General features: G+C 67.0%; 15 protein-coding genes and 1 pseudogene. 5 read left to right on the forward strand and 11 right to left on the reverse strand.

Annotation, left to right across the window (positions count from 1 at the left end; all coding sequences use genetic code 11):
• Nucleotides 1-452 precede the first annotated feature (452 nt).
• Both H5J25_RS21730 and clpS read left to right on the forward strand, forming a co-directional pair.
• Nucleotides 453-509 (forward strand): annotated as a pseudogene (locus H5J25_RS21730) (TIGR01841 family phasin); the annotation flags it as partial.
• Between the two features lie 471 nt (nucleotides 510-980).
• Nucleotides 981-1,313 carry an ATP-dependent Clp protease adapter ClpS gene (gene clpS, locus H5J25_RS17120; protein WP_202096458.1) on the forward strand — a complete coding sequence of 111 codons (333 nt, stop codon included), beginning with the start codon at nucleotides 981-983 and terminating at the stop codon, nucleotides 1,311-1,313.
• Between the two features lie 40 nt (nucleotides 1,314-1,353).
• Here the strand turns inward: clpS and H5J25_RS17125 are convergent, their stop codons facing one another.
• The 5 genes from H5J25_RS17125 to H5J25_RS17145 form a co-directional block, all read right to left on the reverse strand.
• Nucleotides 1,354-1,746 (reverse strand): VOC family protein, encoded by a 393-nt coding sequence (locus tag H5J25_RS17125; protein ID WP_202093160.1) that lies wholly within the window; start codon nucleotides 1,744-1,746, stop codon nucleotides 1,354-1,356.
• Nucleotides 1,747-1,897: 151 nt separating this feature from the next.
• Nucleotides 1,898-2,431 (reverse strand): CarD family transcriptional regulator, encoded by a 534-nt coding sequence (locus H5J25_RS17130; RefSeq protein ID WP_202093161.1) that lies wholly within the window; start codon nucleotides 2,429-2,431, stop codon nucleotides 1,898-1,900.
• A 268-nt stretch (nucleotides 2,432-2,699) separates the two neighbouring features.
• Nucleotides 2,700-3,041, reverse strand: coding sequence for a ferredoxin FdxA (gene fdxA / locus H5J25_RS17135; protein ID WP_202093162.1), 342 nt, complete (start codon nucleotides 3,039-3,041; stop codon nucleotides 2,700-2,702).
• 54 nt (nucleotides 3,042-3,095) lie between these two features.
• On the reverse strand, nucleotides 3,096-3,434 hold the full coding sequence (locus H5J25_RS17140) for an RNA-binding S4 domain-containing protein (RefSeq protein WP_202093164.1): 339 nt from the start codon (nucleotides 3,432-3,434) through the stop codon (nucleotides 3,096-3,098).
• Nucleotides 3,427-5,934: a helicase-related protein gene (locus H5J25_RS17145; protein ID WP_202096459.1), complete on the reverse strand. Its 2,508-nt coding sequence runs from the start codon at nucleotides 5,932-5,934 to the stop codon at nucleotides 3,427-3,429. Before H5J25_RS17145 ends, H5J25_RS17140 begins: the two co-directional genes overlap by 8 nt.
• 187 nt (nucleotides 5,935-6,121) lie before the next feature.
• Between H5J25_RS17145 and H5J25_RS17150 the strand changes: the two genes are divergently transcribed.
• Nucleotides 6,122-7,642 carry a M23 family metallopeptidase gene (locus H5J25_RS17150; protein ID WP_318781336.1) on the forward strand — a complete coding sequence of 507 codons (1,521 nt, stop codon included), beginning with the start codon at nucleotides 6,122-6,124 and terminating at the stop codon, nucleotides 7,640-7,642.
• 57 nt (nucleotides 7,643-7,699) lie between these two features.
• On the opposite strand, the gene H5J25_RS17155 is transcribed toward H5J25_RS17150, so the two are convergent.
• From H5J25_RS17155 to H5J25_RS17175, 5 genes are all read right to left on the reverse strand, one after another.
• Nucleotides 7,700-9,364, reverse strand: coding sequence for an ATP-binding protein (locus tag H5J25_RS17155; protein ID WP_202093168.1), 1,665 nt, complete (start codon nucleotides 9,362-9,364; stop codon nucleotides 7,700-7,702).
• 71 nt (nucleotides 9,365-9,435) lie between these two features.
• Nucleotides 9,436-10,155: a TIGR02186 family protein gene (locus H5J25_RS17160; RefSeq protein WP_202096461.1), complete on the reverse strand. Its 720-nt coding sequence runs from the start codon at nucleotides 10,153-10,155 to the stop codon at nucleotides 9,436-9,438.
• Between the two features lie 35 nt (nucleotides 10,156-10,190).
• Nucleotides 10,191-11,105: a sulfite exporter TauE/SafE family protein gene (locus H5J25_RS17165; protein ID WP_202093170.1), complete on the reverse strand. Its 915-nt coding sequence runs from the start codon at nucleotides 11,103-11,105 to the stop codon at nucleotides 10,191-10,193.
• Between the two features lie 66 nt (nucleotides 11,106-11,171).
• A complete protein-coding gene (locus H5J25_RS17170; protein WP_202093172.1) occupies nucleotides 11,172-11,924 on the reverse strand; it encodes a hypothetical protein in 753 nt (250 codons plus the stop codon).
• 230 nt (nucleotides 11,925-12,154) lie between these two features.
• Nucleotides 12,155-13,591: a glycosyl transferase family protein gene (locus tag H5J25_RS17175; protein WP_225883209.1), complete on the reverse strand. Its 1,437-nt coding sequence runs from the start codon at nucleotides 13,589-13,591 to the stop codon at nucleotides 12,155-12,157.
• A 114-nt stretch (nucleotides 13,592-13,705) separates the two neighbouring features.
• Between H5J25_RS17175 and H5J25_RS17180 the strand changes: the two genes are divergently transcribed.
• Nucleotides 13,706-19,507: an alpha-2-macroglobulin family protein gene (locus H5J25_RS17180; RefSeq protein WP_202093174.1), complete on the forward strand. Its 5,802-nt coding sequence runs from the start codon at nucleotides 13,706-13,708 to the stop codon at nucleotides 19,505-19,507.
• A gap of 139 nt (nucleotides 19,508-19,646) precedes the next feature.
• Nucleotides 19,647-21,743: a penicillin-binding protein 1C gene (pbpC, locus tag H5J25_RS17185; protein ID WP_202093176.1), complete on the forward strand. Its 2,097-nt coding sequence runs from the start codon at nucleotides 19,647-19,649 to the stop codon at nucleotides 21,741-21,743.
• Nucleotides 21,744-21,746: 3 nt separating this feature from the next.
• Here pbpC and pepN read toward each other — a convergent pair whose 3' ends face one another.
• Nucleotides 21,747-24,341, reverse strand: coding sequence for an aminopeptidase N (gene pepN, locus H5J25_RS17190; RefSeq protein WP_202093178.1), 2,595 nt, complete (start codon nucleotides 24,339-24,341; stop codon nucleotides 21,747-21,749).
• Nucleotides 24,342-24,418 lie beyond the last annotated feature (77 nt).

Here is a 24,418-nt window from a genome sequence, read left to right on the forward strand (position 1 = left end):
CCGTTACCGAGCCTGCCGCCAAGGTGGATGCGCCTGTAGTTCCGGCCGCCGTTATCGACGCGGTCACCCCGCCCGCCCCGAAGGTCGCTGCCGCTCCCGCCAAGGTCGAGGCACCCGTCGCCAAGCCTGAAGGAATGACCGCGGTCGAAGCGGTCAAGGATGCGGTGAAGCCGGTCGCCAGGGCCGCGGCCAGCCCCGTCAAGACCGCCCGCAAGGCGATCATTACCGCCCCGGCTGCAACGCCGGTGGCCAAGAAGAAGGTGTCCGTGAAGGCCGCCCCGAAAATCGTCGCGCAGAAGACCATTCAAACCATCAAGCCGGTCGCCGCCAAGGCGAAGGCCGTCGTCAGCAAGGAAGCGAACATCATGGATACCTCGATCAAGAACGCCGCCGAAAAGGCCAAGACCATGTTCACCGATGCCAATGCCAAGAGCACCAAGGCATTCGAAGACATGAACGAATTCTCGAAGGGCAACATCGAAGCCATCGTCGAGAGCGGCAAGATCGCCGCAAAGGGCATGGAAGCGATGGGGCAGGACGCTGCGGAATATAGCCGCAAGCAGTTCAGAATCCGCGACTGCCGCGCTGAAGAGCATGTCGGCTATCAAGTCGCCGACCGACTTCTTCAAGCTGCAGAGCGATTACGCCCGCGCGGCCTTCGACTCGCTGGTCGCCCAGACGTCGAAGAACACCGAGACGATGCTGAAGCTGGCCGGCGAAGTCGCCCAGCCGATCTCGAACCGCGTCGCGGTCGCCGTCGAAAAGGTGAAGATCGCCGCGTAAACCCTTACGCCGGTTTATCGGAACGAAAGAGGGCGGCTCCGCGAGGGGCCGCCCTTTTGTTTTTCGGTCAACCCGGCGTCGCCCGCCGGAAGGAACGGAGCGGCGGACCACGCACTTCGTTGTTACAAGCCCTTGCCCTCACCGCCGGGGATGCCATATTTCGGGAACACATGATCGATCAGCAGGATATCACGGCCATGGCCGAACGCCGCGAGGATGGCGGGGACGAGGACGGCACGGGTCTGGGAATCGCGACGCGCACGCGCGCCAAGACCAAGCAGCCGACCCCCTACCGCGTGCTCCTTCTCAACGACGATTATACACCGATGGAATTCGTCGTCCTGGTGCTGCAGCGCTTCTTCCGCATGGACATGGAAGCCGCGACACGCGTCATGCTGCATGTCCACCAGAAGGGCGTCGGCGTGTGCGGAACGTTCAGCTATGAAGTCGCCGAGACGAAAGTCGCGCAGGTTATGGAGTTCGCCCGGCAGCATCAGCATCCGCTGCAATGCACGCTGGAAAAGGCCTGACGCCCGGATGAATGCGGCGGGGGCTTCCCCCGCCGCTCTCTTATTTAGGCCGGTGGATACCGCACAGCTTGTTGCCGTCCGGATCGCGGACATAGGACAAGTGTAGCGCACCCATGCTGCTTTCGCGCAGGCCGGGAGGGCCTTCGATCGAGGTGCCGCCATGCGCCACCGCGACGTCGTGAAACTCTTTCACCTGTTCCGCGGAATCGCACTTGAAGCCGATCGTGCCGCCATTGGCGCACGTCGCCGCTTCGCCGTTGATCGGCTCGCTCACCGAAAACGTATTGCCGGCATGCACGTAGAACAGCCGCGTCTGGCCCGCTTCGCTCTTGTGGCGCATCGGTTCGCCTGCACCGAGGACGCCCAGCACCGCATCGTAAAACGTCTTCGACCGCTCGATATCGTCCGTGCCGACCATCACATGATTGAACATGTCCGCTCTCCCTTCGCGTCCGGCCTGATGCCGGATCGGCCATAGCGCTATTGGAGACGCCCCGCCGCTTCAAGCCGCGGACAGGCGCGGAGCAACAAAAAGGGCGACCATCTTTGGCCGCCCTCTTTGTCGTTCGAACAGGATCCGGCGATCAGGCCGGGGTCTTGTCCTTGTTGTGGATCGCCGCCGCCTTGCGCAGGATGTCGAGGATCTTTTCCTGTGCGGTCGGCTCGTCGACCTGCTCCATCGCCGCGAGTTCGCGGGCGAGCCGGCTGGTCGCCGCTTCGAAGATCTGACGCTCCGAATAGCTCTGCTCCGGCTGGTCCTCGGCACGGAACAGGTCGCGGACCACTTCGGCGATCGACACGAGGTCGCCCGAATTGATCTTCGCTTCATATTCCTGTGCGCGACGCGACCACATGGTCCGCTTGACCCGCGGCTTGCCGGTCAGCGTGTCCAGCGCCTCGCGCAGCGTCTTGTCGCTCGACAGCTTGCGCATGCCGACGCTTTCCGCCTTGTTGGTGGGTACGCGGAGCGTCATGCGCTCCTTTTCGAACCGCAGGACATACAGTTCGAGCTGCATGCCGGCGATTTCCGATTTCTGCAGTTCGATCACACGGCCGACGCCGTGCTTTGGGTAAACGACATAATCGCCGACGTCGAAAGACAGCGCCTTGGCAGCCATCGTTGAGCCTTTCCGTGTACTGATCCCCAAAGGAAGCGACCCACGAACGATGTCGGGGGACGCGCGATGCGGGGGATGTGGGTTTTGGTATGTCTCCAGATCGGAATAACGCGCGAACACGCCTTCCGTCCCCGCCTGTTTAGCAGAGTCGTAATAAAATTACCAGCCTGACATGACTGTCAGCGCGGCCGGCGCGCCGAAACGGGACGATTGCCCCGATTTATCTATGTTGGTGTCGCACCGGAACGGTCGGCACGCCCGCCGCTGGTCAGTCGCCCGCGCCCGGCTCCGGTGAGAAATACTTGTCGTACTTGCCCTCTTCGCCCTTATGCTCGTCCGCATCGGCGGGCGTCTGCCCGGCGTTGCGCGTGACGTTGGGCCATTGCGCGGAGAAGGTGTTGTTCAACTCCATCCACTGTTCCAACCCGGATTCGGTATCCGGCAGGATCGCTTCGGCCGGGCATTCGGGTTCGCACACGCCACAATCGATGCACTCGCTGGGGTTGATCACCAGCATGTTCTCGCCTTCGTAAAAGCAATCGACCGGGCACACCTCGACGCAATCCATATACTTGCACTTGATGCAGGCGTCGGTGACGACATAGGTCATTCTTGGTCTTCCCGTTAGACGAACGGTGCCTGCTATGCCCGCCGTTCCGCCCCGTCAATCGGATGCGGCTTGCTGCGAGACATTCTCATGCCCCGCTTCGCCCGCCGCGGCGGTCAGTTCGTCATAGCAGGCGCGAGCTTCGGGCGCCGGCCCGCGCCGCGCCGGCAATGCCGCGACCCGGATGACGCGGACGCGGTCATTATACAACAACGTCAATACGTTGCCGATTCTCACCTGGGCATGGGCGCGGTCGATCGGGCGGCCGTCGAGTCGCAGCCGGCTATGCGCGGCAAGGGCTTGGGCAGCACTTCGCGTCTTGGCCAGGCGCACGAACCAGAGGAACCGATCGAGGCGCATCGATATGCCCCCGCCCGCTCCACCGGCATCAGCCATGGCGCAGGTTCAGGTCCGCCAGCGCGGAGAATGCGTTGTCGCGACGCGGGGCGGCGACCGGCGCAGGCGCACGTCCACGCCAGACCCAGCGCGACACCTTGTCCTCCGCCCGCGCCATCTTGAACCCGAGGCCGACCATCAGCCGTTCCAGCGTCGCGGGATGGACCCCGATCGATATGGCGAGCGCCGGATCGGGCGCGAACGACTTGCGGCCGGATCGCGCCTCGAACGCGGCCTTGGCGATCCGTTCGACCAGATCGACGCGGACGGATTGCAAGGCGATCGCGCGATACCCCTGCGACAGATGTGCGCCCGGCGCCGTGCGCGGCAGGACGGTCGCCCCCTCCGCCGGTGCATCCGCAACCGGCCGGTCGTGACGCGCCGCCAGCAGCGCGCGCCGCCAGCGCGCGGCGGCCGGTTTCAGCAGCCGCGCGTCGAACAGGTCGAGCGCCCCGATCGTCACGCCGATCTTGCGCAGCCGCTTGCGCGCCGCCGGATCCAGCCCGTCGATCGCGATCCGGTGGTCGATCCGCGGCATCAGCCCGGCATGATCGATCAACGCCGCGGCGACAGCACGAAGCGACGGACCCGCATCGGCATCGCGCGTCACCGCCTCCAGCGCGGGCAGGGCCGGGACGTGCCGGTCCATTTGCGCCCCCAGCCACAGGGCGATCCGTGCCTTGATCTTGCCGCGCAACGCGACGTCGAGACAGTCGAGCGTGCGATCCAGCACGACGGCTGGCCGTGCGAGCGACGGCCCCTGGCGCAACGCCGCGACCGGCAGCCCGTCCCAAGCGATCGCGGGGGCATCACCCGCCTCCGCCAGCAAGGCGAAGGCTCTGTCCTCCGCCTCGGCCAGCGCACGACCGCGCCGCGCGCGTTCGTCGCCCAGACGCCGGTCGGCGGCGGCGAGCAGCAGGCGCTTGTCGCTCGCCCGCGCATCCGGCGCGACGGTGAAGCCGAAGCCGCGCAAATGGCCGATCGTATGATCCTCGACCATCACCTCGCCCTGCTCGCCGATCGTCACGGGCAGGTCGCGGGGATTGGCGCCGATCTGGCGCAGCAGCATCGTCGTGCGCTTGTCGACGAAGCGTTGCGTCAGGCTCAGATGCAGCGCGTCGGACAGCCGTTCCTCCACCGCGCCCGCGCGTCCCGCCCAATGCGCCGGATCGGCCAGCCAGTCGGCGCGGTTGGCGATATAGGCCCAACTGCGCGCCGCCGCGATCCGCCCCGCCAGCGTCTCGACATCGCCCGCGATATTGTCGAGCCGCGCAATCTCCTCGGCGAACCAGGTGTGCGGGATATGGCCCGCACCCTCGCTCAGATAGCCGAACAGCTTGCCGCAGAAGCGGCTGTGCGGATCCAGCCCGACCTTGCGGAAATCCGGCACGCCGCACGCCGCCCAGAACCGTTTGACCATCGACGGCGAGCGCGCCCGGTCGCGCACCCAATCCTCCTCCGCCAGCCGCTTGAGCACGAGCAGGTCGAGCGCCTTCGGTGCGGGGCGCAGTTCTCGCAGGTCGAGGCGTTCCTCCAGACTGTGGATCAGCGCGTCGACACTGGAGAAATCCGGCTCGCCATTGCGCCAGAACAGATGATCGAGCCGCGGGAAACGATGTTCCTCGATTGCCAGCACTTCCTCCGGCGTGAACGCCCCCGGCCCTTCCTCGACCAGCGCGCCGAACGTCCCGTCGCGCTGGTGCCGTCCGGCGCGTCCGGCGATCTGCGCCATTTCGGCGACCGTCAGCCGGCGCTGGCGTTGCCCGTCGAACTTGTCGAGGCTGGCAAAGGCGACGTGCGCGACGTCCATGTTCAGCCCCATGCCGATCGCATCGGTCGCGACGAGGTAATCGACCTCGCCCGCCTGGAACATCGCCACCTGCGCGTTGCGGGTGCGCGGCGACAGCGCGCCCATCACGACCGCCGCGCCGCCGCGCAGCCGGCGCAGCATCTCCGCGACGGCATAGACTTCCTCGGCACTGAAGGCGACGATCGCGGAGCGTTTGGGCAGGCGGCTGATCTTCTTCGCCCCCGCATAGCTGAGCGTCGAGAAACGCGGGCGATTGAGGATGTCGATGCCGGGCACCAGCGTCTTCAGCATCGGGCGCAGCGCCTCCGATCCCAGGATCATCGTCTCCTCGCGCCCACGTGCACGCAGGATACGATCGGTGAAGACATGCCCGCGTTCCCGGTCCGCCCCGAGTTGCGCCTCGTCCAGCGCGACGAACGCCAGATCCTTGTCCAGCGGCATGCTCTCGGCGGTGCACAGGAACCAGCGCGCGTCCTTGGGTACGATCTTCTCTTCGCCGGTGATCAATGCGACCTGGTTCGCGCCCTTGATCTTCACCACGCGGTCATAGACCTCGCGCGCCAGCAGCCGCAGCGGGAAGCCGATCATGCCGCTGGAATGTCCGCACAGCCGCTCGACCGCGAGGTGCGTCTTGCCGGTGTTGGTCGGGCCCAGCACCGCGGTGACGGGGCGTTCTTCGTTGCGCGACATGTCGATAAACAACATCGGCGCGCGCGGCGCGCTGCGCAACCCGCCCGATGTCGAATTGCACCCGGAAAGCGGCATAGACCGCATCGTTCCGCGAGCGACCTCGCTTCGCCGCATCTCGCAAACGGTTCGCCCGATGCAAAGCCCTGCAACAGCCCGGTTAATTTGACTTTAGGCTTTGCCCCCCACAGTGATCCAACCCACGCCGGGGGGATCGGCGGACGACCCGAAGGGCATATCCGCTTTGTTCTTGAACACCGATCATGGACAGGATCAGGCTGGCGGCACCGCAACCCTGTCCTTCGGTCGCGCGGTCATCCTTCCTGCACCCGTTTCCGCACTCGACCGGGCTCGTGCCTTCATCGCCAGCACCGATTGGGCACCCGACCTCGGATCGCGCATCGGATCGCGCGAATGGTGGCGCGGCGCGGCGACCTGCACCGCGCTGATCGCCGCGACCTGCGCGCTGTCACCGGGCTTCGACCAGACCATTCCGGGCAGCGTCGCCCCCGCGCTTGCCGGCAGCCAGTGGGACGAGGCGCGCGCGCAATCGATCGCACCGCTCGCCTGGGGCGGATCGACCGGACGGCGGATGGCGGCGAACGACCTCGTCGCACCACTCGCCGAAACGCCCGAGCGCCCGACGCTGGACATGACCGCGACGTTCGGCACCGGCGACAGCTTCACGCGCCTGCTGCAGCGCGCGGGCGTTTCCGCCTCGGACGCATCGCGCGCCGCCGATCTGGTGTCCGGCGCGGTCGCCATCGACGATATCAAGCCCGGTACGCGGATCGATATGACGCTCGGCCGCCGGCCCAGCCGCAACGTCGCCCGCCCGCTCGATCATCTCGCTTTCCGTGCGCGGTTCGATCTCAACCTGTCGCTGGCGCGGCAGGGCGATACGCTGGCGATGACGCGTCATGCGATCGCGATCGACAACACGCCGTTGCGCATTCAGGGTCTGGCCGGGTCCAGCCTGTACCGCTCGGCCCGCGCCGCCGGTGCGCCCGCCAAGGCGGTCGAGGCCTATATCAAGGCGATCGCCAGCCGCATCTCGATCGGCGCGGTGGCCCCGTCCGACACGTTCGATTTCGTACTGCGTCAGGCACGCGCCGCGACCGGCGAAGTCCAGCTGGGCGATTTGATGTTCGCGGGGCTGGAGCAGCGTTCGAAAAAGACGCAGCTCGTCAAATGGGATGACGGGCAGTGGTATGAAGCCAATGGCCAGAGCCAGCGCCAGGGCTTTATGGGCATGCCGGTCAGCGGCCGGATCTCGTCCAATTTCGGCATGCGCCGCCACCCGCTGCTCGGCTTCATGCGGATGCACAAGGGCATCGATATCGGTGCGGCCTGGGGATCCCCAATCTATGCCGCGATCGAGGGCACGGTGCAGTTCGCCGGGCGCAGCGCGGGCTATGGCAATTTCGTCAAGCTGTCGCACGCCGGCGGGATCGCCAGCGGATACGGCCATATGAGCCGCATCCTCGTCCGTCCCGGCCAGCACGTCTCGCGCGGGCAGCAGATCGGCGCGGTCGGCTCGACCGGCATGTCGACCGGCCCGCACCTGCATTGGGAAGTGTGGCGCAACGGCGTGTCGGTCAATCCGCGCGGCTTCTCCTTCTCCAGCGTCGCGACGCTGTCGGGCGAGAAGCTCCGCGCGTTCAAGTCGCGCGTCGCGCAATTGATGGCGGTAAAGCCGGGCCAGCGCTGACCCGCCCCCCCAACACACACGATCGAAGATGGTTCGACCCGCCCGGGCGGGTCCGCCTCACCGCCCCTGAGAACGCCAGCGCTTGATCGTGCGCGCGATGATCTGGTCCTCGCCGCCCGACTGACGCCACAGATCGGAGAAGATCGGATCGTCCGACGCAGGGCGGCGATTGTCGTCCAGATCGTCGAACGAGACGCGGATCGGGATCGCGACGCCTTCGCCGCAGATGATGCATTCGCGGTTGCGCAAGGCCGGGATCGAATCGAGGAACCCGCGCGCACCCTCGGGCATCGCGGCGCGGACGAAGGCCTGATCGCGATCGTTGTTCAGGCGCATCGAGATGATCGTACCACACTGCGACAGCACGCCTTCGGCCAGATCGGACGGGCGCTGCGTGATCAGGCCCAGCGACACGCCGTATTTGCGCCCTTCCTTCGCGATGCGACCCAGGATACGGCCGACCGATGACGAGTCCGCATTCCGCTCGTTGGGAATGTACCGGTGCGCCTCTTCGCAGACGAGCAGGACGGGGCGCTGCGCCTCGCCGCGCGACCAGATCGCGAAATCGAACACCATGCGGCTGAGCATCGCGACGACGACCGACGTGATCTCGCTCGGCACGCCCGATACGTCGATGATCGATATCGGTTTTCCGTCGCCCGGCAGGCGGAAGATGCGCGCCAGGAAGTCGGCCATCGTATCCGCGACGAGCATGCCCGAAAACATGAAGCCATAGCGCGGATCCGCCTTGATCTCGTCGATCTTGGTCTTGAGCCGCAAATAGGGCGCGGTATCGCCCGCACGATCCATCTTGCCCATTTCGAGCGAAATGATGTTGGTCAGGTCGCTGAGCAGATAGGGGATCGGCGCGTCGACGGTCAGCTTGCCGATCTCCTGCCCCAGCCGCCCCTTGCCGCGCGCGATCAACAGGCATTTGGCGAGGATGTCGGCATCGATCTGGCTGTCGGACCCCTCTCTCGTGACGAACACCTCGCAATGTTCCTCGAAGTTCATCAGCCAGTACGGCATCTGCAGATTGCCGACGTCGTAGAGCGCGCCGTTCGTCTTGAACGCGGTCGCATATTCCCCGTGCGGATCGATCATCACGACATGACCTTGCGGCGCCAGTTCGCAAATCCGGTGCAGGATCAACGCCGCGCCGGTCGACTTGCCCGTACCGGTCGATCCCAGCAGCGCGAAATGCTTGCCGAGCATCGCATCGACATACATCGACGCGCGGATATCGCGCGTCGGATAGACGGTGCCGATCTCGATCGTCGCGCGGTCTTCGGCCGCGTAGATCTGCTTGAGATCGGCGGTGGAGACGGGAAACACCTCGCATCCCGGATTCGGGTAGCGCGTCACGCCGCGACGGAACTTGTAGAGCTTGCCGGTCAGCCGCTCCTCGTCGCCTTCGCCCAGGAAATCGACCTGCGCGACGATGCGTCCGTCCTCCAGGGCGTTGGCGCCCCCGACCAGCCGCAGCGAGCGGATATTGGCGATCAACCAGGTGCCGCCGACGCGCATCTTGATCTGGCTGCCGACCGATCCGGCGCCGGCAATGGCGGGATCGGAACTGCCCGCCGTCGCGACGAGCGCATGCGAATCGATCATCACCTGGCTGCTCGATCCGGCGATTTCGAGTACGATGCCGATCGGTGCGCCGACCAATACGGCCGGGGCGCTCATCGCGAACGCGTCGCTGCCCATCATCTCGGTCATCAGTCTGTCCCCCGGGGATTACCGACCCATCCTATGCAGCGAAGGTAAAGATAGCGTTCCGTCGTAAGGGGTTAGATGCGGCGAGCGATCCAGCCCGCGGCCCATCCGAACAGCACGGAGACGGCAACCGCGACCAAACCATAGAGGATCGCGTGATTGTCCGCTGATCGCGCGACGAATCGTTCGAACCCGGACTTGCGGATGTCGATGTCGCGCGTGGCGGCGGCGAGGACGCGGCCGTCGCGGATCAGGAACGTCTCCGCCGTGAAGCGCCCGACCGGAACGCGCGCGGGAATTGAAACGCGCCCGCGATACAGCACGCCATCGGTGATCTCGACCGCGCCGGGCGCCTCGTAATACAGGCCCGCGCGCCGTTTCAGATCGACCAGCCCGCGCGCGAACCGGTCCTGCTCCGCGGGCGGCGCATTGCTCGCGGGCGACAATTGCAGCGAATCCAGCCCGAGTTCGTAGATCGCCTGCGTACGATCGTCGACTAGACGCTTGATCGGTTTGGACGAGACGATCGCGTAGAAACTGGGCGCCGATCTGTAGCGCAGGCGCGAGGCGTTGACCCAGATGCCCGCGACCTTCTCCTTTTCCCGGACCAAGATCGACTGGACCGGTCCTTTGACGACGATCACCACGTCCGTCGGCTTGGTATCGTCGGGCAATCGTCCGCCCGGATACAGGATCGCGCCGAACAGCAGCAATTCGGCGCCGGTGAACGAATAGGCGATCTCGATATTGCGCTGCGATACGTCGGGCACCAACACGGGCTTCGCCTGCGCCATCAGCAGCGGCGCGAGAACCAGCGGCAGGATCCGCCTCACGACAGTTCGACCGAATATATCTCGTCCGGGCGCCAGCCGAGGCCGAGCGCGATACGTACCGCGACGAGCAGGACGATCATCGCCAGCGCGAGCCGGAGATATTCCGGTCTCGCCTTGCCGGCGAAGCGTACGCCCGCCTGCGCGCCGATCACCGATCCCAGCAGCAGCAGCCCGGCGAGGACGATATCCACCGCCTTGGTGGTCGTCGCGTGCACCATCGTCGCGGCGGCGGTGACGAACAGCGTCTGGAACAGCGACGTACCAACCACAACGGACGTCCCCATGCCGAGCAAATACAGCATCGCGGGGACCATGATGAACCCGCCGCCGACGCCCAGCAGGATCGTCAGGATGCCGGTGAAGAAGCCGAGCAGCAGCGGGGCAAGGGGTGAAATGTACAGGCCCGACGCGTAGAAGCGCGTGCGGAGCGGAAGCGCGGCGACGAGCGGATGATGCCGCCGCTTCATCGGCCGCGCCGACTGGCCGGATCGACGGGCGGCGATCGCGCCCCAGGATTCCTTCGCCATCAGGCCGCCGATCGATCCCAGCATCAGGACATAGACGATCGCGATGACGATATCGATCTGGCCGCTCGCCTGTAACAGCCGGAAGATCCACGCGCCCGCCAGCGATCCGACCACCCCGCCCGCGACCAGCACCCCGCCCATCTTGAAATCGACGCCGCCCCGCCGGACGTGCGCGAACACGCCGGAGATGCTCGCGCCGGTCACCTGGCTGGCGGACGATGCGGCGGCGACGGTCGGCGGTATGCCATAGACGATCAGCAACGGCGTGGTCAGGAACCCGCCGCCGACCCCGAACATGCCCGACAGCATCCCCACGCCACCGCCGAGCAGGACGATGAAGATCGCGTTGACCGAAAGATTGGCGATGGGCAGGTACAGGTCCACAAGCCCGGACTAACCGCTAAGCGGCGCGGGCGGAAGCGGTTGCAGGCCTATCCGCCGTTCTGGGACCTAGAAATCCGCGCCGACCGTCAGAGCCAATCCCGAATCCGGCGTGGCATTGCCGGCGATCCTTTGGCGCCAGTCGAGCCGCACGCGAACTTTCTGTGGACCGATCGGCACGTTAGCGACAAGCGACGGGCCGAGATCGATACGCGACACATCCCGTTGTGCGGCGCCCCACGCGCCCGCGCCAAGATCGAAGCGTACCCTGCCGAGCAATGCGACCGGATGAGTGATGCGAACCGCCCCGTCTGCGAAGCCTTCGCCCCCGTCTCGCGCGATCGCGCCCGCCTGTGCATAGCCCTCGGCGGCGAAGCCGCGCCCGATCCGGCGGGGACCAAAGCCGCCGACGATCCCGATGCCCGGCCCCCCGCGCCCCCCGTTCAACCCGATCCGGTGTTCGGCGATCAGCCGCACCGGCAGGCGCGTCGGTTGCCAGTCGACCCCAAGCGCCAGTTCCTGCGCGCCGGGGCCAAGCGGGGACGTGATTCGCGCGGCGAGAGCGAAGCGGCGGCTGGCATCCAGCGCATAGGTGATGCGAGCCCCCGCCTGCGACCCACCCAGTTGCGGCCCCAGAACGCCCGCGATCGGACCGCTGCCGCCCCGGGCGACGAGCCAGAAACTTCCCCCGAAACGCGAGAGCGGCGGCTGGCGGGGCGGGACGAGCGCCGGACGCACGGACGCGACGATGCCTGCCGCAGCAGCGCGTCCGATCCCGTCCGGCACGGGTTCGGAGCCAGGACGATCCCGTTCTCCGCTCATGACCCTCCGCAGGACGACCGGCGGGTGCGGCCGCGACCGATGCTCCGGTCGTGATACAGGCGGTTTCGCCCGCGGCAGCAGGGCAACAACCGTCGCAGGTGTGGGTCGCGTGTCGGTCATCGGTGTTCGGGAAGCGGTGGCGTCCGGCATGGGCCACCATAGGATCGCAGCCCGAATCGCGATCCAGCCGCTGCATGTCACGCCCAGAAAGCGCAGCGGGCGGCCGACGATCACCTTTCGTGCAGATCGTCGGGAAAGGCATGTGCCGTCTTGTCCCAGCGGAGCGCCGCACCACGCAGCATCGCGATATATTGGAACACGGCGCGCTGCGCGGCGGCGAGTGCGATGAAATTCCCCACCACCGCCCGGGGCAGAGACCACAAAGCCTGTCGCCAGCCATAAGCGCGCCCGGTGAACGCCGCCCGCACCGCCAGTCGCCAGACGAGCAGACCGGAATTGATCGTCAGCAACACCGTCATGGCGGGCGACAATGCGACCGGCGGGATACCACTGATCGCGTGCAGTATCGCGGACGTCGCCCAGAACAAGGCCGCCAGATAGGCCGCTATCAGTACCAGAACGGCGACGGGCGCGCGCCGGTCGCGCATCCGCATCCAGTGTTCGCGCCAGTCGCGCGCGCGGCCCCATCCCACCCGGTCCCATCCGGCGAGCGCAATCCCGATCATCCACCGCGTCTTCTGCCGGACCGCCGCGTCGATCCGCGCCGGAAAATAAGCCCGCACCGCAACGATCGGCCCGCCGGGATATTCCGCGATCCTTGCGAACACACCGCCACCGCGCCGCTTTCCCGCGTCCAGTCCCGCGATCAGCAGCCCCAGTTCGTAATCCTCGGTCAGGCTGCCCGCATCGAAGGGCGCGCCGTGTCGCCGCTCGGCGATATGGCCGAGACAGATCCGTTCGATCGCGCAGCCGACCCCGGCCAGCGGCAGGCTCGCCCCGAGCGCCTGCCGCACCACCAGCGTCTTGCTGTGCGCCTCGGCGAATTCGTCCGCATAATGGCCCGAGACGAAGCGTGCGCGCGGATCGATCAACGGGTGAACCGGCAACTGCACCACCGCATGCCGCTCGGTCATGACATCGAAGATGCGCAACTCGGCCGGATGCACGACATCCTCCGCATCGTGCAGGACGATCGCCTTGACCGGCATGCCGTCGCACATTTCGTCGCGGAGCATCGCGCGCCAGATCGTGTTGAGGCAATCGGCCTTGGTCGTCGGCCCATCCTCCCGCCCGACGATCAGCCTGACGCGCGGATCGCGCGCCGCGACCGCCGCCACGGCCCAGATCGTCGCACGATCGTTGGGATAGGTGCCGACATAGATGCGATAGTCGGGATGGTCGAAACGGGCGAGCGCGTTGGACAGCATCGCGCCGATCACCGCGGCCTCGTCCCAGGCGGCAACGAACACGGCGATGCGGCCCGGCTCGTCCGGAGACCTAAGGTCCGCAACGGACGGAACGGCACCCCGCCGTCCGCGATGACGAGCATAGACCAGATCGATCGTCGCATCGTCGATTCCTCCGATCAAGAACCCGATCGCGGCGAACAGCATCGCCTCGCGGGCGCACACATCCACGACGGCAATGATGCCAGTCCAGCCGTCCAGATGAAGTCCCCCGATTCCGTCCCGAAACCCGATACGCAATCTACATGTTTCGCAAGTGCAACCATGGCGCAAGGGCGGCGAGTTAAGTGCCGCAAACTGCGCTGGATCGCGATCCTCAAAACCACTATCCCGGACCAAACGGGGGGTGCCGGAATGAACATCGCATGGCGCATCGCACTTCTGACGCTGGCGATCGCGCCAGTCGCCGGGTTCGGCGATAACAGCCCGCAGGTCATCATGGCGACGCCGGGGATCGGTGGCGGCGCGATAGAACGCTTCACCGCGCGCTTCAGCCAGCCGATGGTCGCTTTGGGCGATCCGCGCGCCGCCAGTCCCTTCACCGTCGCATGCCCGGTCGAGGGCGAGGGCCGCTGGGTCGATCCGCAGACCTTCGTCCACGAATTCAAATCGCCCCTGCCCGGCGGCACGACGTGCGACTTCAAGCTCCGCAGCGATCTGAAGAGCGCCGGTGGCTATGCCGCGACCGGCCAACGCGCGTTCAAGGTGGATGCCGGCGGCCCGGTCGCGCGCGCCGTATTGCCCGCGCAATATGATGGCGAGATCGAGGAAGGGCAGGTCTTCCTCGTCGCCGCCAACCTGCCCGCGACACCGTCATCGGTCGCGGCGAACGCCTATTGCGCGGTCGACGGTTTGGGCGAGAAGATCGCGGTCGACGTGCTGCCGGCGGACGTGCCGGCAACGTTGCTCGGCGAGATCGGCACCGAAAGCTGGACGGTCCGCAGCTTCCTGGAAAGCGCCGGGCTGCCCGCGACGATACCCGCAAGCGCCGCAGATCGGCAAAAGGCATTCGCCGGGGTCACCGCACTAAAATGCCGCCGCCCTTTGCCGGCCGGACGTGAGATGGCGTTGGTCTGGGGCGCGCGGATCGCCGGCGCCGGGGGCAAGCTGGCCGGGGCGGATCAGCGGTTCGACTATACCGTGCGCAAGCCGTTCACCGCGCGGTTCGAATGCAGCCGCGTCAACGCGCAGGCGGGATGTTCGCCGGTCGAAAAGGCGCATGTCCGCTTCACCGCGCCGATCGCGATGTCGGATGCCGCGAAGATTGCCATCACCACCGCCGACGGAAAGACGATCGCGCCGGTGTTCAGCGATGACGACAAGAAGAAAGCCACGATCAGCGACATAGGCTTTGCCGCCCCGCTGCCTTCGGCGATGACGGCGAAACTGTCGATTCCCGCCGGGTTGAAGGACGAAAGCGGCCGCGTGCTCGCGAATGCCGAGCGCTTCCCGCTCGACCTGCGCTTCGACGAGGCACCCCCGCTGGTCAAGTTCGCCGCGAAATTCGGCATTATCGAGGCCAAGGAGGGCGGGATCCTGCCGGTCACGGTGCGCAATATCGAACCCGCCTTGCAGGGCCGCACGAGGGGTGTCGAGGGTCAGTCGCTGCGCGTCGACGGATCGGACGGCGACGTGGCGCAGTGGTTGCGCACGGTCGACAAGTCCGACGAATATGCATCGCACGAGATCAAGCGCGGCAAGGAGACGGTGCGGATCAACGACACCGGATCGCAGCCCGTCCTGACGAGCGCCGCGGGCGCATCCACGCCGTTCCAGCTTGGCCTGCCCGGAAAGGGCAAGGATTTCGAGGTCGTCGGCGTACCGCTGACCAAGCCCGGATTCTATGTCGTCGAGCTGGCCAGCCCGGTACTCGGCCAGGCGCTGCTCGGGCGGAAAGCGCCGCGCTACGTGGCGAGTGCGGCGCTGGTCACCAACATGGCCGTGCATTTCAAATGGGGCCGCGAACGCAGCCTCGCCTGGGTCACCGCGCTCGACAGCGGCAAGCCCGTCGCCAATGCCGAGGTGCGCGTGACGGACAGTTGCACCGGGCGGCTGCTCGCGCGCGGGACGACCGACCGATCGGGCGGACTGTACGTCCCACCGGGTCTGCCAGAGGTCGAAACCTATGGCAGTTGCGAGAACGGGTCGTCCGCGCCGCTGATGATCTCCGCCCGCGCCGGTGACGATTTCAGCTTCACTCTGACCAGTTGGGGCGAGGGCATCCGCCCATACGATTTCGACCTGCCCTACGGCTATGACGCGCGCGAGGAGATCCTGCACACCGTGTTCGATCGCGCGCTGGTGCGTCAGGGCGAGACGATCAACATGAAGCATATCGTCCGCAAGCCGCTGGGCGCGGGCTTCGCGCTGACCCCGGCCTTCACCGGTACGCTGCGCCTGTCGCACCGCGGATCGGATACGCAGTTCGACATGCCGCTGTCGGTCGATGCGAGCGGGATCGGGGAATCGAGCTGGACCGCGTCGGCGGGCGCGCCGATGGGCGATTACGATCTGCAGGTGATCGTCGGCGACCGCACGATCTATACCGGCCAGTCGTTCCGCGTGGACGAATACAAATTGCCGACGATGCGCGCGAGCGTCGCGGGCCCGAAGGACGCGGTCGTCCGCCCGAAGATGCTGCCGCTCGACCTGTTCGTCGGCTATCTGTCCGGCGGCGGCGCGTCGAACATGCCGGTCGATCTGCGCGTCGGCTATTCCACGCACGGCGACTCCCCGAAGGATTACGAGGCGTACAGCTTCGGCGGGATCGACATTGCCGAAGGCGTGAAGCCGCTGAACGGTGACGGCGAGGAGGACAGGACGCCCCTGCCCCCGACCCAGACCCTGCCCTCCACGCTCGGCGGCGACGGCACCGCGCGCACGACGATCGACGTGCCGCAGACGCTGGCCGACACGACCGACATGCTGGTCGAGATGGATTATCAGGACGCGAATGGCGAAGTGCTGACCGCGTCGCGCCGCATCCCGATCTTCATGTCGGGCGTGCAACTGGGCGTGAAGACCGATGGCTGGCTGATGAAGCAGGACGATCTGCGCCTGCGCTTCGTCGCGCTGGATACGGACGGCAAGCCGATCGCGAACCAGAAGATCTCCGTCGCCCTGTACAGCCGTCAGGTGCTGACCGCGCGCCGCCGGTTGATCGGCGGCTTCTACGCCTATGACAATCAGATGCGCACGACCAAGCTGTCGGGCACGTGTTCGGCCAGCACCGATGCACAGGGCCTCGCCCAATGCGCGGTCGATCCCGGCGTGTCGGGCGAAGTCTATGCCGTCGCGACGACGGCGGATGCGAACGGCAATGTCGCGCGCGCGACCAAATCGGTGTGGCTGGCGGGCGACGATGACTGGTGGTTCGGCGGCGACAATGGCGACCGCATGGACATCGTGCCCGAGAAGATGACGTACAAGGCCGGCGAGACCGCGCGCTTCCAGGTCCGCATGCCGTTCCGCAGCGCGACCGCATTGGTCACGGTGGAGCGCGAAGGCGTGCTGTCCAGCTTCGTCACCGAATTGTCGGGCAAGGACCCGGTGGTCGAGGTGCCGATGCCGGGCAGTTATGCCCCCGACGTGTTCGTTTCCGTCATGGCGGTGCGCGGGCGGGTCGAAGGCGGCTTCTGGAACTGGCTGAGCGGGATCGGGCAGAAGATCGGGCTGGTCGACGGCCCCCCACAGGCAAACGAACCGACCGCCTTGGTCGATCTGGCCAAGCCCGCCTACCGCCTCGGTATCGCCAAGGTGAAGGTCGGCTGGGAATCGCACCAGTTGCAGGTCGCGGTGAAGGCGGACCGGGAACGCTATGCCGCGCGCGACGTGGCGCAGGTCGATGTTCAGGTGAAGACGCCCGACGGCAAGCCGGCCGCCAGCGCGGAAATCGCCTTTGCGGCCGTGGACGAGGCGTTGCTGCAACTCGCGCCCAACGAATCCTGGGACGTGCTGACCGCGATGATGGGCGAACGGTCGCTGTCGGTACTGACATCGACCGCGCAGTCGCAGGTCGTCGGCAAGCGCCGCATCGGTCGCAAGGCGGTCGAGGCGGGCGGCGGCGGTGGCGGCGATTCCTCCGCGCTGAACCGCGAGAATTTCCAGCCGGTCGTGCTGTGGAAGGGCCGCGTCGCGCTGGACGACCAGGGTCGCGCGCAGATCGCAGTGCCGCTGTCCGACGCGCTGTCGTCGTTCAGGCTGGTGGCGATCGCGACGGACGGTGCGCAACTGTTCGGCACCGGCCGCGCCGATGTTCGCACCGCGCAGGACCTGTCGATCTTTGCGGGCATGCCGCAACTCGTCCGGTCGGGCGATTTCTACGCCGCCGGCTTCACGCTGCGCAACGGATCGACCAAGCCGATGAAGGTGACCGCGACGGTCGACGTCTTCCCGCGCGTGGCACAGGGCAAGCCGTTGACCGTGACGATTCCGGCGGGCGGTGCCGCGCCGGTCGCCTGGAACCTGACCGCGCCCGAAAACGTCGCCGGTTTGCGCTGGCAGGTGAAGGCGGTGGCCGAGGGCGGCAAAGCGTCCGACCAGCTGACGGTATCGCAGGAGGTGATCCCGGCGATCCCGGTCGAGGTCTGGGCGGGCACGCTGGCGCAGGTCGGCGCGAACACGACGATTCCGATCGCACCCCCGGCAGGCGCGCTGCCCCGCCGCGGCACGGTCGATATCCGGTTGAGCGATACGCTCGCACCGCCGCTAGCCGGGGTGCGGCTGTTCATGGCCGCCTATCCCTACACCTGTTTCGAACAGCAATTGTCGCGCGCGGTGGCGCTGGGCGATGCGGCGGCGTGGAACCGGCTGGCGGGCGATATCCCGACCTATCAGGCACCCGACGGTCTGCTGCGCTATTGGCCGTCGCAAAGCCTGACCGGATCGGAATCGCTGACCGCCTATGTCCTGTCGTTGGCCGCGGATGCCGGTTTGCCGATCCCCGAAGGCCCGCGCACCCGCATGATCGAGGCGATGAAGGCGGTGCTCGACGGACGGCTGCGGCATGAGGATTATGGCGACGTTCGCCTGCAACGCGTGGCGGCCTTCGCGGCGCTCGCGCGGCAGGGTGCGGCGACGCCGGCCATGCTCGGGCAGCTCGGCATCACGCCGCAGGACATGCCGACGTCGATCCTGTCCGACTATCTGGTCGCGCTCGACCGGGTACAGGGCCTTGCCAATGCACAGGCGCTGCGGACCAGTGCCGAGGCGGTGTTGCGCACCCGGCTCGTGTACGAAGGTACGCGGCTGGACCTGTCGGACCAGAATAATGCACCGTGGTGGCTGATGTCGTCGGGTGACGAAGGCGCGATCAAGGCGGTGATCGCGACGCTCGGCCGGCCCGGCTGGCAGGACGATGCGCCGAAGATGATGGTCGGCGTCAGCCTGCGCCAGTCGCGCGGGCATTGGGATACGACGACGGCCAATGCCTGGGGCACGATCGCGGCGAAGAAGTTCGCGGCGATCTACCCCGCCAGCGCGATCACCGGTCCGACGACGATGTCGCTGGGCAGTACGACGATCAGCCGGACATGGCCGCTGTCGGTCGACCTGCGACAGGTCGGTTTCCCGCTGCCCGCCGCCCCCGCGCCGTTGCGGCTGTCGCAGGCGAGCGGTGCCGGGCCGTGGGCGAACGTCTCCGTTTCCGCCGCCGTTCCGCTGAAGCAGCCGCTGTTCGCCGGATACCGGATGGAGAAGAAGACCGAGGTCATGCAGGCGCGGACCAAGGGCGTGCTGACGCGCGGCGACGTGGTCAAGGTGACGATCAGCGTCGAGGCATCGGCCGAGCGCAACTGGGTCGTCGTCAACGATCCGATCCCGGCGGGTGCGACGATCGTCGGCGATCTGGGCGGTCAGTCGAAGCTGCTCAACGCCGATGCCAAGGCGGGCGACGGCACGTCGTTCGGTGCGATCGATGGCGACGGCAAGGCGTGGGACGTACAGGTCGGGGTGCAGCCGGCCTATATCGAGCGGCGGAACGATGCGTGGCGCGGCTATTTCAGCTGGGTGCCGCGCGGCCGCTTCACGATCGTCTACGTCATGCGGTTGAACGGCGCGGGTCGCTTCTCGCTCCCGCCGAGCCGGGTCGAGGCGATGTACTCGCCCGCGATCCGCGCGGCGGTGCCGAATGCCTCGGTGACCGTGGCGCAGCGGTGAAGACGTGCCGGGCAACGAACCCAAACCCCCGTTCGCCCTGAGCCTGTCGAACGGCGTGTCACGAGCGAGTCGCCTCGGGCAGGTGCTTCGACAGGCCCGGCACGAACCGGTGTGGGAGAGGGCGCTCACCAAAAAGGGGATGACGCTCCTCGGACTGTTCCTGTTCGTCCTCGCGTTCGCCGCGATCGACTATGCCACCCTGCCCCCGCCGCTGCCCGATTACGCCCGCACCCGCGCGGCGTGGCATCCCTCCGAAGCGTGGCTGTACGACCGCCACGGCCGGCTGATCGATTCCGCGCGTGTCGATTTCGCCGCGCGCCGGCTTGGCTGGACACCGCTCGACACGGTATCGCCGGTCGCACGCGAGACGATCGTCGCGGCGGAGGACCGGCGCTTCTTCGATCACGGCGGCGTCGATACGCTCGCGATGATCGGCGCGCTGCGCGACCGGATCATGGGCCGGCGCCATCGCGGCGCCAGCACCGTGTCGATGCAGGTCGCGGGCTTCCTCGCGCCCGATCTCGCCGCGCCCGGCGCACGCGGCCTGCGCGACAAATTGCGCCAGATGCGCGCCGGCTGGGCGATCGAGCGCACCTGGAGCAAGGACCAGATCCTCGAGGCATATCTGAACCTCGCCGGGTTTCGCGGTGAGGCGCAGGGGATCGGCGCGGCGGCGCTGGGGCTGTTCGGCAAGACGCCGGACGCCCTGTCGCGCGACGATGCCATCCTGCTTGCGGCTTTGTTGCCCGAACCGCAGGCGGCATCCGGGATCGTCGCGCGCCGCGCCTGCGCCCTGTCGCACGACACGGACTGCACGCGCTTCGCCGGACAGGCGGCGTCGATGCTCGGCCCGGCGCGCAGCCTCGCGCTCGATCCCGGGCTCGCACCGCATCTGGGTCAACGCCTGCTGACCAAGGCTGGCGACCGCATCACCACGACGCTGGATGCCGGCGTCCAACGCGCGGCGATCGTCGCGCTCAGGCGTCAGTTGCAGGGCCTGGGCGGCGCCCGCGCCCGCGACGGCGCGGTGGTGGTGGTCGACAATGCGAGCGGCGACGTGCTCGCCTATGTCGGCGGGATCGGCGGCGCGTCCACCGCCGCCTCGGTCGATGGCGCGAACAGCTATCGTCAGGCGGGATCGACGCTGAAGCCGTTCCTCTACGCACAGGCGATCGAGAAGGGCTATCTGACCCCCGCCTCGATCCTCGACGATTCACCCGTCCAGCTGGACACCGCGTCCGGCCTGTACGTGCCGCAGAATTACGACCACGCCTTCAAGGGGCCGGTGTCCGCCCGCAATGCGCTGGCCGGGTCGCTCAACGTCCCCGCCGTCCGCACCTTGCTGCTGGTCGGGGTCGAGCCGTTCCGCGACCGGCTGTGGGATATCGGCTATCGCGGTCTGGTCGAGGACGGGCAATATTACGGGTTCAGCCTCGCGCTCGGCTCCGCCGAGGTGACGCTGCTGGAGCAGGCGGATGCCTATCGCGCGCTGGCAAATCATGGCCTCTGGACCCCGCTCAGGCTGACGAAGGACGATCCCCGGCCGGCCCCGCGCCGCATCACCAGCGCGCAGGCGGCATGGCTGGTATCCGACATGATCGCCGATCCCGATGCGCGCACCCAGACGTTCGGGCCCGACAGCGCGTTGCGGCTGCCATTCTGGGCGGCGGTGAAGACCGGCACGTCCAAGGCGATGCGCGACAATTGGTGTATCGGCTTCTCCGATCGCTTCACCGTCGCGGTATGGGTCGGGAATCTGGAAGGCGATCCGATGCGCGCGGTGTCGGGCACGAGCGGCGCGGCACCGGTATGGCGCGACCTGATGATGGCGCTGCACGCCGACCGGCCGGGCCGCGCGCCGGCCCGTCCGAACGGTATCGAGCAGCGCCGGATCGCGTTCGGATCCGGCCTCGAGCGCCCCCGCACCGAATATTTCCTGGCCGGGACGGGACAGGCGCAGATCGCCGCCGCACCGCCCCGGTCGCGCCGTCCGCGGATCGTGAATCCCGTTTCGGGCAGCGTCTATGCGATCGATCCCGATATCCCGATCGACCGGCAGAGGCTGGCGATCGGCGTCTCGGGCGAGGTGACCGCGCACCGGCTGATGCTGGACCGCCGCGATCTGGGGGCGGCGGACGGCAAGCCGCTGGTCCTCGCCGCGCCCGGCCGCCACCTGTTGCGGCTGACCGACGTCGCCGGGCGCGTCGTCGATCAGGTGATGTTCACCGTTCGCTAGGGCTTAACCCAAGCTTTTCGACGCCTGTTCGAACATGTCCTTCGACAGGCCCGGCGTCGCGACGATGCGTTCCAGTTCGGCGCGCATTCGCGTCGCGCGCTCCTCGGCGAAACGGCGCCAGCGACCGAGCGGCGGCAGCAGCTTCGCGGCCGTCTGCGGGTTGAGCTTGTCGAGGGCGATCAACTGGTCCGCGACGAAGCGATATCCCTCCCCGCTTGCCGCGTTGAACGCGCGCTGGTTGACCGCGAATGCGCTTATCAGCGCCCGCGCGCGGTTCGGATTGGCGAGCGTGAAGTCGCGGTGGCGGGACAGCGTCTGCACCTGTTCCAGCGTGTCGTCACGCGGCGACAGCGCCTGCGTCTGGAACCATTTGTCCAGCACCAGCGCATTGTCCGAATAGCGATTGTAGAAGATGTCGAGCGCCGCGACGCGTTCGGCTGAATCCCCGGCGACCAGCACGCCGAGTGCCCCCTGCCGATCGGTCATGTTGTCCGCCGCCTCGAACTGCTTGAACGCAAGTGCCGCCGCATCGCAGGCGCCGCTCGCCGCGATATAGCCGAGCGCGACCGTCTTCAGACGGCGCAGGCCCTTGGCGGCAGGCGAATAGACGAACGCGTCCGCCTGGGTCGAGGCATAAGCGGCACGCCAGCGCACATCCAGCGCCTTGCCGAGATCGCGCCGCAGCGCCTCCCGCGCGCGGAAGATCGCTTCGGGATCCACTAAAGCCATCTGGTCACCGATGAAATTGTCGGACGGCAGCAACACCGCCTCCGCGACGAAAGCGGGGTCGAGCGCGGCATCATCCAGCGTATGCGCGACCGCGGCGATCACCGCCTTATGGTCCGCCTGCCCGGTCGCCGCGGCCTGTACCAAAGTATCCAGCATCAATTGCTGCATTGCCTCGTACCGGGCGAAGGGATCGTCGTCATGCGCACTGAGGAATGCGAGATCGTCGGCGCTGCGGTCCGTTTCCACCACCACGGGCGCGGAGAAACCGCGGTTGATCGACAATATCGGGCGTTCGGTGACGCCGTCGAACACCAGTTGCTCCGAAGGTCCGTCGAGCAGGACGAGCCGTTCGGGCGCCAGCGTCGTCGCGGTGTCGGCGCCAAACAGCTTCAGCTTGATCGGCAGGACCATCGGCTGCTTGACCGGCTGTCCGGGCGTGACGGGCACGCGCTGCGACAGGGTCAGCGTCGCGCGGCTGCCACCGGCATCTTGACGCAGCGTGGCGGTCAGGCGCGGCGTGCCGGCCTGCGAATACCACAGGCGGAATTGCGACAGGTCCTCGCCGCTCGCTTCCTCCATCGACGCGACGAAATCCTCGCACGTCGCCGCCGTGCCGTCGAAGCGATCGAAATACAGGTCGGACCCCGCGCGGAACCGTTCGGGCCCAAGGATCGTGGCGATCATGCGGATCACCTCGGCCCCCTTGTTGTAGATCGTCGCGGTGTAGAAGTTCGATATCTCCTGATATTCGTCGGGACGGATCGGGTGCGCGAGCGGCCCCGCATCTTCCGGGAATTGTGCCGCGCGCAAGCCGCGCACATCCTCGATCCGCTTCACCGCGGCGCTGCCCTGATCGGCGGAAAAGCCCTGATCGCGGAACACGGTGAAGCCTTCCTTCAGGCTCAGCTGGAACCAGTCGCGGCACGTGACGCGGTTGCCCGACCAGTTGTGGAAATATTCGTGCGCCACGACCGCGGCGATCGCATCGAAATCGTAATCCGTCGCGGTGTCGGCATCGGCCAGGATGTAGCGGCTGTTGAAGATGTTCAGCCCCTTATTCTCCATCGCGCCGAAGTTGAAATCGTCCACCGCGACGATGTTGAACACGTCCAGATCGTATTCGCGGCCATAGACCTGCTCGTCCCACGTCATCGACGTCTGCAACGCGGCGAGCGCATGCGCGGTCTTGGGCAGGTCGGCGGCGCGGACCCAGATGCCGAGCGAAACCTCGCGCCCCGAACGCGTCGTGAAGGTCGTCGTGTTGGCGACCAGATCGCCCGCGACGAGCGCGAACAGATAGCAGGGCTTGGGATAGGGATCGTGCCATTCCGCCCAGTGCCGCCCGTCCGGGGCATCGCCCTGCGCGACCGGATCGCCATTCGCCAGCAGCACGGGATAACGCTTCTTGTCCGCCGTCATCCGCACCTTGTAGATGCTGAGCACGTCCGGCCGGTCCGGGAAGAAGGTGATCCGGCGAAACCCCTCCGCCTCGCACTGCGTGCACAGATTGCCGCCCGACGCATACAGGCCCATCAACTGCGTGTTGCGATCCGGCGCGATCTCGACCTCGGTCTCGACCACGTGATCGGTACCGGACAGCGGCACGACGAGCGCATCGTTCTCGATCCGCCAGTCGTTCACCGCGACGCCGTCGACCTTGACCGACAGCGGCGTCTGCCCGCCGCCGTCCAGCACCAAAGGCCGGTCATGCGCACTGTCGCGGACCACGTGAAGCGTCGCGCGCACCAGCGTCGCGGCAGCATCCAGCGAGAAATCGAGTGCGATTTCCGGTACTTGCCAATCGGGCGGGGTGTAATCCTCGCGGCGGGTGACATGGGGAATGGCGGTGGCGGTCTGTATGTCGAGCATGGTGCAGAGGTAAGGTCGCACGGCGTACGATGCCATCTAAATCGCAAGGCTTGCGCACGCCCGCCCGCGTGCTACCC

The sequence above is a fragment of the Sphingomonas aliaeris genome (assembly GCF_016743815.1).
GTDB lineage: Bacteria > Pseudomonadota > Alphaproteobacteria > Sphingomonadales > Sphingomonadaceae > Sphingomonas > Sphingomonas aliaeris.